Origin of the sequence: Streptococcus sp. A23 (genome assembly GCF_043674155.1) — a bacterium.
Taxonomy (GTDB): domain Bacteria; phylum Bacillota; class Bacilli; order Lactobacillales; family Streptococcaceae; genus Streptococcus; species Streptococcus suis_V.
This window is the reverse complement of sequence record NZ_JBIMJP010000029.1, coordinates 1-11,779: the sequence shown is the minus strand read 5'-3', so window position 1 is coordinate 11,779 and position 11,779 is coordinate 1. Positions and strand designations below refer to the sequence as shown.

12 protein-coding genes are annotated in these 11,779 nt (G+C 44.4%); 4 read left to right on the top strand and 8 right to left on the bottom strand.

All coding sequences use genetic code 11. From position 1 onward, the window contains the following. Positions 1-1,185 (top strand): IS1182 family transposase (locus tag ACHBIE_RS10575; RefSeq protein WP_394733309.1); only part of this gene is annotated, 1,185 nt, incomplete at its 5' end. Positions 1,186-1,210: 25 nt separating this feature from the next. Here ACHBIE_RS10575 and ACHBIE_RS10570 read toward each other — a convergent pair. From ACHBIE_RS10570 to ACHBIE_RS10540, 7 genes are all read right to left on the bottom strand, one after another. After that, entirely contained in the window at positions 1,211-1,462 is a 252-nt protein-coding gene (locus tag ACHBIE_RS10570; protein ID WP_105111313.1) for a Veg family protein, read from the bottom strand. A gap of 3 nt (positions 1,463-1,465) precedes the next feature. Beyond that, on the bottom strand, positions 1,466-2,821 hold the full coding sequence (dnaB, locus tag ACHBIE_RS10565; RefSeq protein ID WP_105122428.1) for a replicative DNA helicase: 1,356 nt from the start codon (positions 2,819-2,821) through the stop codon (positions 1,466-1,468). A 40-nt stretch (positions 2,822-2,861) separates the two neighbouring features. Further along, positions 2,862-3,314: a 50S ribosomal protein L9 gene (rplI, locus tag ACHBIE_RS10560; protein ID WP_105122429.1), complete on the bottom strand. Its 453-nt coding sequence runs from the start codon at positions 3,312-3,314 to the stop codon at positions 2,862-2,864. 10 nt (positions 3,315-3,324) lie between these two features. Then, positions 3,325-5,286 carry a DHH family phosphoesterase gene (locus tag ACHBIE_RS10555; protein WP_105122430.1) on the bottom strand — a complete coding sequence of 654 codons (1,962 nt, stop codon included), beginning with the start codon at positions 5,284-5,286 and terminating at the stop codon, positions 3,325-3,327. Between the two features lie 88 nt (positions 5,287-5,374). Beyond that, the gene (gene mnmG, locus ACHBIE_RS10550) at positions 5,375-7,285 is read right to left on the bottom strand and encodes a tRNA uridine-5-carboxymethylaminomethyl(34) synthesis enzyme MnmG (protein ID WP_105111317.1); all 1,911 of its coding nucleotides are present in this window, start codon (positions 7,283-7,285) and stop codon (positions 5,375-5,377) included. After that, positions 7,282-7,740 (bottom strand): NUDIX hydrolase, encoded by a 459-nt coding sequence (locus tag ACHBIE_RS10545; protein ID WP_105122461.1) that lies wholly within the window; start codon positions 7,738-7,740, stop codon positions 7,282-7,284. The genes mnmG and ACHBIE_RS10545 overlap by 4 nt, the downstream gene beginning before the upstream one ends. A 141-nt stretch (positions 7,741-7,881) precedes the next feature. Next, positions 7,882-8,208, bottom strand: coding sequence for a helix-turn-helix domain-containing protein (locus ACHBIE_RS10540; protein WP_105122432.1), 327 nt, complete (start codon positions 8,206-8,208; stop codon positions 7,882-7,884). Between the two features lie 125 nt (positions 8,209-8,333). On the opposite strand from ACHBIE_RS10540, the gene ACHBIE_RS10535 reads away from it, so the two are divergent. After that, positions 8,334-8,723, top strand: coding sequence for a nuclear transport factor 2 family protein (locus tag ACHBIE_RS10535; protein WP_172059394.1), 390 nt, complete (start codon positions 8,334-8,336; stop codon positions 8,721-8,723). A gap of 42 nt (positions 8,724-8,765) precedes the next feature. Here ACHBIE_RS10535 and mnmA read toward each other — a convergent pair whose 3' ends face one another. Then, positions 8,766-9,890, bottom strand: a complete 1,125-nt coding sequence (gene mnmA / locus ACHBIE_RS10530) for a tRNA 2-thiouridine(34) synthase MnmA (protein WP_394733308.1) — start codon at positions 9,888-9,890, stop codon at positions 8,766-8,768. A gap of 216 nt (positions 9,891-10,106) precedes the next feature. Between mnmA and sdaAB the strand changes: the two genes are divergently transcribed. Both sdaAB and sdaAA read left to right on the top strand, forming a co-directional pair. After that, complete coding sequence (gene sdaAB / locus ACHBIE_RS10525; protein ID WP_105122434.1) at positions 10,107-10,781, top strand: L-serine ammonia-lyase, iron-sulfur-dependent subunit beta; 675 nt, start codon at positions 10,107-10,109, stop codon at positions 10,779-10,781. 12 nt (positions 10,782-10,793) lie between these two features. After that, positions 10,794-11,666, top strand: a complete 873-nt coding sequence (gene sdaAA / locus ACHBIE_RS10520) for an L-serine ammonia-lyase, iron-sulfur-dependent, subunit alpha (RefSeq protein WP_394733307.1) — start codon at positions 10,794-10,796, stop codon at positions 11,664-11,666. Positions 11,667-11,779: the final 113 nt, after the last annotated feature.

The window sequence follows — 11,779 nt, the reverse complement described above, 5'->3', positions numbered from 1 at the left end:
GTCAACACTGCCTACCGTTGGTTTCTTGGTCTTCGACTGGATGATAAGGTGCCTCATTTCACTACCTACGGAAAGAACTATGTCCGTCGTTTTCAAGATAGACAAGTTATTGAAGGCATTTTCACCCATATCTTAGGTCTCTGCGTCAATGCAGGCTTCATAGATCCAACAGAAATTTTCATTGACGGTACCCATATCAAGGCTGCGGCGAATAATCGTAAATTCATCAATCGTGAAATTGAAAAGCAAGCCAAGTTTATGAGTGACCAGCTAGAGATTGAAATTAACAGGGATAGAGAAAAGCATGCAAAAAAGCCGCTAGGGCCCGCAAAAGAGGAGGGACCCATCGCTAAGAAAATTTCTACAACTGACCCTGAAAGTGGCTGGTTTCATAAAGGGGACCATAAGGAAGTATTTGCTTATACAGCTCAGGTTGCTTGTGACAAGCATGGTTGGGCTCTGGCTTATAGCGTGGAGGCTGGCAATGTCCATGACAGCCAGGCCTTTCCTGTACTCTTCGCTAAACTCCAACCCTTTCAGCCTAGCTTTCTCGTTGCCGATTCTGGCTATAAGACCCCAAGTATCGCTCGCTTCCTCCTAGAACAAGAGATTACTCCAGTCTTTCCGTATACACGACCGAAAGGAAAGAAAGGGAAACTACGCTCGAAGGATTTTGTCTATGATGAATACTATGACTGTTATATCTGTCCTGAGAATCAGGTCTTAACCTATCGCACTACAACCAGAGAAGGTTATCGGGAATATAAGAGTGACTCAGCTATCTGTGCTACTTGTCCACTTCTATCAATTTGTACAGAAAGCAAGAACAAGCAGAAAGTGGTAACTCGACACATTTGGAAAGAGGCTTTAGAAACCTGTGAAGAGATTCGGCACAGGAAAGGCATGAAGGAGCTCTACCAGAAGCGGAAAGAAACCATTGAACGCCTCTTTGGGACAGCCAAAGAGTACCACAATCTTCGTTATACAAGAGAGAAAGGCAAGTCCAAAATGGAAGATAAGGTTGGACTGACTTTGGCGTGTTTAAATCTCAAGAAATTGGTAAAAATGAGGGCAGGGAAGCCTTTTTATATTGTACAAATAGCCACGATTCTGGCAAAAAGACCGACTATCAGACCAATAAACAGAAAAAGACAAACGCCTCTTAAGTGTTTGTCTTCAGTCTGAAGGCTCTGTAAAGCCTTTATATTAGTTAATCCAAATAATGAATCAAAATCTTCTCCGTCAAGATGTCTGAGTAGGTATAAGATTCCACAAAGGTATTGTTGGGATCCTCATACTCCACAATAAAGAGTGACTGATAGACCTCGATAATCCGACCTTGCTTGTTTTTTTCACGCTTACGCCCATTCTCCAGGGTCAATTCCACAATTTGCCCTTCATGGTCCTTAATATCCTGTTTGATTTGCTTCATCTTGGCAACATCTGTAAATGCATCACTCATGCTCTATCCATCCTCTCTCTTGGAAATACTTGCAAATTTATTATATTCTTTTTGGAACATGAGTTCCACGGTACCACGCGCACCCGAACGGTTTTTCTCGATGATAACCTCGACCGTATTGTTGGGAATACCACCGTCTTCCTGCTCTCCGCGTTCATAATAATCATCACGATAGAGGAAGGCAACAATATCCGCATCCTGCTCAATCGAACCCGATTCACGAATATCAGAAAGTACTGGACGTTTGTCCTGCCGTTGCTCAACTCCACGAGACAGCTGACTGAGGGCAATGACCGGCACTTTCAACTCCTTAGCCAGAATTTTCAGCTGACGGGAAATCTCCGAAACCTCTTGTTGCCGGTTTTCACGACCAGTCCCTGTAATCAATTGCAAATAGTCAATCAAAACCAAACCGAGATTGCCGGTTTCTTGGGCCAATTTCCGCGACCGCGAGCGAATTTCCGTAATTTTGATACCCGGTGTATCGTCGATATAAATGCTAGCCCGCGCTAAATTGGCTTGAGCCACCATATACTTGTTCCACTCTTCTTGAGTCAAGTGACCCGTACGAATGGCACGCGAATTGATAACCCCTTCCGAGGCCAGCATACGGTCCACCAAGCTCTCTGCACCCATTTCCAAAGAAAATATGGCGACGGTCAAGCCTAGCTTGGTCCCGATATTTTGCGCGATATTGAGGGCAAAGGCCGTTTTCCCCACCGCAGGACGGGCCGCAAGGATAATCAACTCTTCCTCGTGGAGTCCTGTCGTCATTGCATCCAGTGCAGGATAGCCCGTCGCAATCCCCGTAATGTCCGAAGTCTGCTTGGCACGGGTTTCCAGATTATCAAAGTTGATATTGAGGACATCGTCAATCCGTTTGAAACCGCTACGGCTAGCTCCTTCGCTGACATCAATCAGGGCCTTCTCTGCATTGGCAATAATATCATCCGACCCGTCAGCTCCATAGTAGGCCTGATTAACAGCCTCTGTCAGACGAGCAATCAACTTACGCAGGTTGGATTTCTCAGCGACAATCTTGGCATAGAACTCCGCATTGGCCGCCGTCGGTACCGAACTAATAATCTCTGCCAAATAAGCCAAGCCACCGATATTTTCCAAGTCACCATGATTGACCAAGTAGTTACGCATAGTCGTCGCATCAATGGCCTCATTCTTGTCCGCCAACGCAATCATTGCCTTGAAAATCAGCTTATGGGCGTGCTTGAAAAAGTCTTCAGCCTCGATATACTCACGGACAAAGACCAGCTTGCCCTCATCTAGGAAAATGGCACCCAACACCGACTGTTCCGCCAAAATATCCTGGGGCTGTACCCTCAATTCGTCTAATTCTGCCAAGATTTCACCTCCTCACCAATATGACTAAAAATCAAATAGTTTAAGCCTCTTTGATACTCAAATTGATGACGCCTGTTACATCCTGATAGATTTTCACAGGAACATCAATCAAACCCAACGCACGAATTGGGTGGTCCAATTGAATATGACGCTTGTCAATCTTGATACCAAATTGTTTTTCCAATTCCTCGGCAATCTTCTTGCTGGTAATAGAGCCGAAGGTACGTCCGTCTGGCCCCACTTTTTCGACAAATTTGACCAAGGTAGCTTCCTCAGCCAGCTTTGCCTTGATGGCTTCTGCTGCTGCAACCTGCTCGGCATGGGCTTTTTCTTTTGATTTTTCTTGACCACGCAGGGCACTGATAGCCTGGGTAGTTGCCTCTTTGGCTAAGTTTTTCTTAATCAAAAAGTTTTGGGCATAGCCTGTTGGCACTTCCTTGATTTCGCCTTTTTTTCCTTGGCCTTTTACGTCTGCTAAAAAGATAACTTTCATCTATTCTCTCCTAACTTTCACTAAGTTCCTGACGAATCGTATCCGTCAATTTATCATAGACTTGATCCATTGTAAGGTCGTAGACTTGGGCTGCAGCCAGGTTAAAGTGACCGCCTCCGCCCATTTCTTCCATAATCCGCTGGACATTGATTTTACTGTGGCTTCTTGCAGAAATCGCCACATAATCTTGGGTATTTTCCGTCAGAACAAAGACTGCCTCAATGCCTGCCATATCCAAAATGGTATCCGCCGCCTTACTTGGAACAACTGTATCGTACTTGGTTCCTTCCTTGCCACGGGCAATAACGATTTGGGGTTCAAACCGCTGTCCTTGCAAAATCAGCTCGTTAATCTGACGGTATTCATCAAATTCTGTCGCTGAAATCTGCTGAATTTCCAGACTATCACTACCGCGAGTACGCAGATAGCTAGCCACATCGAAGGTCCGACTGGTCACGCGCGAGGTAAAATTCTTGGTGTCCAGCATAATCCCCGCCATCAACAAGCTTGACTGAAGACGATTAAGCTTGTGGCGCTTGTCATTCTGGAATTGAATAAGCTCTGTCACCAACTCACTAGCTGAACTTGCACCACTCTCGATATAGGTCAAGATAGCATTATCAGGGAAATCCGTATCTCTACGATGGTGGTCTACGACTATAACCTGGGTAAACAAATCATACAATTCCTTATCCAAGGTCAAGCCAATCTTAGAATGATCCACCATGATCATCAGAGAGTGGGAAGTAACCATCTGCTTGGCTTCTTGAATTGTAAGCAGGTTCGAACAATTCTCATCGCTCAATTTTTTTATCGCACGAACAATATCCGGGGCCATCTCATCGGGATTATAGACCGTATAGGCATTGTTCATGATATTTTGCGCAAAATACTGCATCCCAACAGAGGAGCCCAGAGCATCCATATCCAAGTTTCGATGTCCGACTACAAACACCGCATCGACTGACTTGAGCTTATCAGACACCGCTGTCATCATGGCACGAGTACGGGTACGAGTACGTTTGACAGATGATGCTGAGCCGCCACCAAAAAAGAGCGGTTGTTTACGGTCGTCATTCTCTTTGACAACAGCCTGATCACCACCACGGACCTCTGCCATGTTCAAATTTTGCAGGGCAACTTGACCAATTTGATGATGGTTGGTTGTCCCGTAAGCTAAACCCATACTAAGCGTTAGGCTTAATTCTAACTTTTTAGCCTCTTCACGAAACTTGTCAATGACCGAAAATTTATCTTCAATCAAACTTTCCAAAACACCGTAGTCCGTGAAAAAATAGAAACGATCCATAGAACCACGGCGGTAGTAAATGCCATAACCATTACAAAAATCGGACACAAACTGAGCCAAGAAAGAATTGACCTGGCTAATCTGAGAATCCGTTATTGTATCCTCCAGCTCATCATAGTTATCCACCGAAATGATCCCGATAACTGGTCGACTGCCGATCAAACTATTGGTTGCAGAATATTCATTGGAGGCATCAAAAAAGTAAAACAAGCCCTGTTCAAAATCAACATTGACCGCATAGCGTTTTCCAGAAAAAATAGCATAAACCCTATCTTCATCTAGACCGACATCAATAATTTCACGTAGCTTTTTCTGGTCAAATTCACCATTTTCCTGAGCGAAAATCAACTCCGCAAAAGGATTAAACCACTCGACTTGATTGGTCTCTGCTTGAACCTTAATCACACCGATCGGCATCTGGTCCAAAAGCTTCATGAGACCAGAATTTGCCTGACTATTTAAATATTCAATCTGCTCCAGTTCGCTAAATTCATAGGAATGTTTCTGATAAATAAAGAGCGCAACTAAGACAATTAAGCTCAGTAAAAGCGCAAAAATTGTGAGGACGCTTGTCGGAAAAATGCGGTGAATAACAGCCACTAGTCCAAACAAAATCAGTCCAATCATGACAAAATGAATTGTCGAAAATCGAAATTTTTTCATCACTAACCTCTGACTGCCATTCTACCATAAATTACCGAAAAATTCTAGCTATGACCCTGAAATCCAAAGGAAAAAGCAGTCACAAGGACTACTTCTTATCCCTATTTTTGGCAATGGAACGGCTACGCCCTTCCAAATAGACCATGAGAATAGAGATATCTGCTGGATTGACACCAGATATCCGACTAGCCTGGCCAATGGTTTCTGGTGAAATCAGCTTGAATTTCTGGCGAGCTTCCGTGGCAATCGAGTCAATGTCATCCCAATCAATATCGGCTGGAATGCGTTTCTCTTCCATCCGTTTCATCTTCTCTACTTGGTCCAAAGCCTTGGCAATGTAACCTTCATACTTGACCTCTGTTTCAATCAATTCAATGGTTTTGGTATCCAAGTCCTCTGCCGCTGGGCCGATAAAGGCTACCGCATCTGCGTAAGTCACATCTGGACGACGCATGAATTCCTTGGCAGTCAAAGCGTCTGTCAAGGGCTTGAAGCCCATAGCAACGACTTTTTCATTGGTTTCCTTGATTGGCTTGAGTTTGATAGACTCCAAGCGTTTCATTTCATTGTCAAACTGGTTTTTATGGATTTGGAAAACCTGCCAGCGTTCATCATCCACCAAGCCTACCTGACGACCAATCTCCGTCAGTCTCATATCCGCATTGTCATGACGCAAAATCAAGCGGTATTCTGCCCGACTGGTCAAGAGGCGGTAAGGTTCCACAGTTCCCTTGGTCACCAAGTCATCAATCATGACACCGATGTAACCGTCGCTTCGTTTCAAAATCAACTCAGGCTTTCCCTGAACCTTGAGGGCGGCATTGATACCAGCAACAATTCCCTGACCTGCTGCTTCTTCATAACCTGATGTTCCGTTGGTCTGACCTGCCGTAAAGAGTCCCGAAATTTTCTTGGTTTCCAGCGTCGCCCGCAACTGATGAGGCATAACCATATCGTACTCAATGGCGTAACCCGTCCGCATCATCTGGGCATTTTCCAAGCCTTTAATAGAGTGAATCAAGTCCTGCTGCACATCTTCCGGCAGACTGGTTGACAGCCCTTGAACATAAATTTCATCGGTGTTGCGGCCTTCTGGCTCTAGGAAAAGCTGGTGGCGTTCCTTGTCGGCAAAACGGACAATCTTGTCCTCGATTGATGGACAATAACGGGGACCAATCCCCTTGACAATCCCTGAAAACATGGGTGCTCGGTGAAGATTGCTGTTGATAATCTTATGGCTGGTCGCGTTGGTATAGGTCAACCAGCAAGGAATTTGATCCTGTAAATAATCCTCGTCCTTGGACAAGAATGAAAAATGATTTGGCTTTTCATCGCCTGGTTGAATTTCCGTTACTTCGTAGTTAATAGTACGAGCGTTAACACGCGGTGGCGTTCCTGTCTTGAAACGCCCAATTTCAAGTCCCAATTCTTTCAGATTATCCGCCAACGTGATAGAAGCAAGGCTGTTGTTAGGTCCTGATGAATATTTGAGGTCACCGATGATAATCTCACCACGCAGGGCTGTACCAGTTGTCACTACGACTGCCTTAGCTGAGAATTTCTGGTTGGTAGCCGTGCGGACACCAATCACCTTGCCCTCTTCCACCAAAATCTCATCAATCATGGTTTGACGCAGGGTCAGATTTTCCTGACGCTCCACCGTCCGCTTCATCTCTGCTGCATACTCTGCCTTATCTGCCTGAGCCCGCAAGGCACGAACAGCTGGCCCCTTACCCATATTGAGCATTTTCATCTGGATATAGGTCTTGTCGATGTTGCGGCCCATTTCGCCACCCAAGGCATCAATTTCTCGGACCACGATTCCCTTGGCAGAGCCACCGATGGAGGGATTACAAGGCATAAAGGCCACCATATCCAAGTTAATAGTTGCAAGCAGGGTCTTACAACCCATACGACTGGCTGCCAGGCCCGCTTCTACACCCGCATGCCCCGCACCAATCACGATGACATCGTAGTTTTCTGCAAATGTGTGTGTCATGTTATTTTCTCCTTCTTCATGATATGTCTAACTTGTCCATCCCAGCTTGGCAATTCCTCTGCCAGAAAAGCTGGTACGACATCTAGGTTGACAAGCTTGTCAACGTCTATCCATTCACAAGCTTGTTTCAAGTTATCTTCAATCATCTTCTCAGGCATTTCTCCAACAGGCTCCACAATAAAATGAAGCTCGATATTGTGAAAGTCTATACCTTCATGTGTAAACTGATTTTCAACAACAAAAGCCAGTTGATTGACACGACTGTCAACCCCTAATTCTTCTTTAACTTCTCGAACAGCCGCATCTTGTGCAGTTTCGTTGACTGCAATCGCACCGCCAATGGTATAATAACGCCCCTTAGAGTCCTTCGTGAGAAATATTTTCCCGTCTTTTATAAGCAATGCAGTGGCACGAACACCGAAAATTTGGTTGTCAACTTTGGTTCTGAAATCCATCTTATCTCCCCAATCGCAAAAAATAGCCAAAACTCTCGAAAATTGCAGGACAAAAAAGCCTACAATTCCCATGAGCTTTGACCATCATGATAATTGTTACTCTTATTTTAGCAAAAGATTTGTAGAATTTCAAATCTGGTGTTACGTTAACGTTTCAATATATTCTAAGCCCCAAGCCTCAACAGCATCCAGCACCGAACGAAATTTTTCACCAATTTCTGTCAAGCTGTACTCTACACGAGGTGGGACTTCTGCATAGACCGTGCGACTAATAATGCGATCCTCCTCCAATTGTCTAAGGTGCCTTGTTAACATGGTTTGGGTAATCCCTGGAATTAGTCGCTGTAATTCATTGAAGCGTTTCGTTCCTGTACTGAGTTGGTAGATAATCACCAATCCCCACTTACCAGTCAAGACTTTTTGTGTTGTTGCAAAAGGGCAAATACCATTTTCACTAACTTTTTTCAAAAAAATTCTCCTTTATTTATCACAATAGTATCACTTTTGATACCAACAAATGCAAAAGTACCTACTTGTATAATTGATTACTTCCACTATAATTGTACTATATCAAAAAAATTGGAGGACATCAAATGTCAACAAACTTGGAAATTTTTAATGCTTATAACAATGCTCTCATAGCTGGTGATTTTGCAGCTCTTTTTGAAACTATGGCAGATGACATTATCTGGCATCAACCCGGAAATCATTCAACATCTGGTGCTAAAATTGGTAAAGAAGTACTCGGAGCACATCTAGCAACTTTCGCCGAAAAAACAAATGGAACTTTCAAAGTAGTGACAAACTGGGTGTCAGATAATGATACTCTTGTTGCCGCTAACGTAACATTCCTCGGTACTCGAACAGATGGTAAAGAACTAAACATGAATGGTATTGATCTTTTCCGTATGGAAGAGGGCAAAATCAAGGAAGTTTGGCTCTTCTCAGCCGACCAAAAAGTCGAAGATGCTTTCTGGGGATAAGATAAAAAGCTCAGCATGAGGGTGCTAAGCTTTTATTTTTGATTAAATATATTGACAAGCCTTTCCATCTTTATAGGCCATGTCAATCATACCGCCGCCCAAGCATTCTTGTCCATCGTAGAAAACAACGGCTTGTCCTGGTGTGATTGCTCGTTGTGGCTCTGCAAAGATGACTTCTGCCTTGTCGCCTTTCACCTTGACAGTTACTTGACTGTCTGGTTGACGGTAGCGGAACTTAGCTGTACACTCAAGTGTGAATTCTTCAGGCATTTCTCGTGTAAAGCGGACTTGACTAGCCTGTAAAGAAGTTGACATCAAGGACTCATGATAGAAGCCTTGTCCGACATAGAGGATGTTTTGGGACAGATCTTTTCCGACAACAAACCAGGGCGCATTATCCCCACCTATTTGTCCTCCGATACCAAGCCCGCCCCGCTGACCAATAGTATAATACATGAGACCAGTATGCTCTCCCATGTCACGACCATCAACGGTCATCATCCGACCGGGCTGGGCTGGCAAATACTGCCCTAAAAATTCTTTGAAGTTCTTTTCACCGATAAAGCAGATGCCTGTCGAGTCCTTCTTTTTAGCGGTCGCCAAGCCTGCTCGCTCTGCTATTTCCCTCACCTGAGGCTTTTGTAAATGGCCGAGCGGAAACATGGTTTTCTGCAACTGTTCCTGTGATAGTTGGCTAAGGAAATAGGTCTGGTCCTTGCCATTGTCTGCTCCACGTAGCATATGGACGGTGCCGTCCTCGTCGCGTGACACCTGAGCATAATGCCCTGTCGCCACATAGTCCGCACCCAAGTTCATAGCGTAATCCAAGAAAGCCTTGAACTTGATTTCCTTGTTACACATGACATCTGGATTGGGTGTGCGGCCTGCTCGATACTCTGCTAGGAAGTACTCAAATACGCGATCCCAATACTCTTTTTCAAAGTTGACAGAGTAATACGGAATACCGATTTGGTCTGCCACTGCAGCCACATCCTTGTAATCTTCTGTTGCTGTACAGAAGCCATTTTCATCCGTGTCATCCCAGTTTTTCATGAAGATGCCGATCACATCATAGCCCTGCTCCTTGAGCAAGAGAGCCGTAACCGATGAATCTACACCGCCACTCATACCGACAACAACACGGGTTTTCGAATTGTCTATTGACATCATCTTCTCCCATCTTTTCGTTGAAATCACGATTTGAAGGTCGTATTCCAAAAATTTTTTCAAAAAACGATTTGAAGGTCGATTTTGAACAACTTGTATTATACCACACAAAAGGGAGAAGAAACAGGAATTTGGTATTGAAACCCCATTCATCTAGGCATTCTATCCAAATCAAAAATTTGATATAATAGTATTAAGAAAAACGTGAGGATAATTATGACAAATTTAAAATTTCAATCGGTCTTTGATATTATCGGGCCTGTTATGATTGGACCTTCTTCCAGCCATACAGCTGGGGCAGTCCGCATTGGGAAAATTGTGTCTTCCATCTTTGGTGATGAGCCAACCGAGGTCGAATTCCAACTTTACAACTCTTTTGCCAAGACCTATCGTGGGCACGGTACGGATGTGGCCTTGGTAGCAGGCATTTTAGGCATGGATACAGACGATCCTCGTATCCCAGACTCTCTGGATATTGCTCGGGAGCGTGGTATTAAGGTTTACTGGCGTGTCAACAAGAATGACAGCAACACGCCTCATCCCAATACCACACGAATCATCATAAAAAACGAGAAGAAATCTATCTCAGCCACAGGCGTTTCAATTGGTGGAGGCAATATACAAGTAACGGAGCTCAACGGCTTTTCTGTCAACCTGAATATGAACACTCCGACAATTATCATCGTTCACCAAGATGTTCCAGGTATGATTGCCAAGGTAACTGACATCTTATCAAAATACAATATCAATATTGCTCAAATGAACGTGACACGTGAACAAGCTGGCGAAAAAGCTATTATGATTATCGAAGTGGATGCTCGCCAATGTGAAAATTCTATTGCAGAAATTGAAAAAATTCCCCATCTGCACAATGTTACCTTCTTCAACTAGAAAGAGAAAGACATGTTTTATACTATCGAAGAATTAGTTCAGCAAGCCGAACAGTTTTCTGGCAATGTAGCTGAACTCATGATTGCGACTGAAATTGAATTGACAGGGCGTAGCCGAGAAGAAATCTTGACAATCATGTCAAGAAACTTGACAGTCATGAAAGCGTCGGTTGTTGACGGATTAACAGAAAGCAAGTCCGTTTCTGGATTGACAGGTGGTGACGCTGCCAAGTTGGACGCTTATATGAAAAAGGGCAAGACGCTGTCTGATTCCTCTATCCTATCGGCAGCAAGAAATGCTATGGCTGTCAATGAGTTGAACGCCAAAATGGGCTTGGTCTGTGCCACCCCAACTGCTGGCTCTGCTGGTTGCTTGCCTGCCGTTCTTGGTGTTGCTATTGACAAGTTAAGCTTGACAGAAGAGCAACAACTTGACTTCCTCTTTACAGCTGGAGCCTTCGGTCTAGTTATCGCCAACAACGCCTCCATCTCTGGAGCAGAAGGAGGCTGTCAGGCAGAAGTTGGCTCTGCCTCTGCTATGTCAGCAGCGGCATTAACCCTTGCTGCTGGAGGAAGTCCCTACCAGGCTAGTCAAGCTATCTGCTTTGTCATTAAAAATATGCTGGGACTGATTTGTGACCCAGTCGCAGGTCTGGTAGAAGTCCCATGTGTCAAACGAAATGCAATGGGAGCAAGCTATGCCATGGTGGCTGCTGATATGGCACTGGCAGGAATTGAATCAAAAATTCCTGTGGATGAGGTTATCAATGCCATGTACCAAGTGGGTTCTGCCCTACCAACCGCCTTCCGTGAAACTGCCGAAGGAGGCCTAGCTGCCACACCAACTGGTCGCCGACTAGCACAAGAAATCTTCGGCGAAAATTGACAACCTTGTCAAGACAAAAGGACCTCTACGGTCCTTTCAGACTGAAGACAAAGTCGTTAGAATTGTATTTCTAACGGCTTTTTCATATGTAAAGTAGTATAATAGAGTTAGGA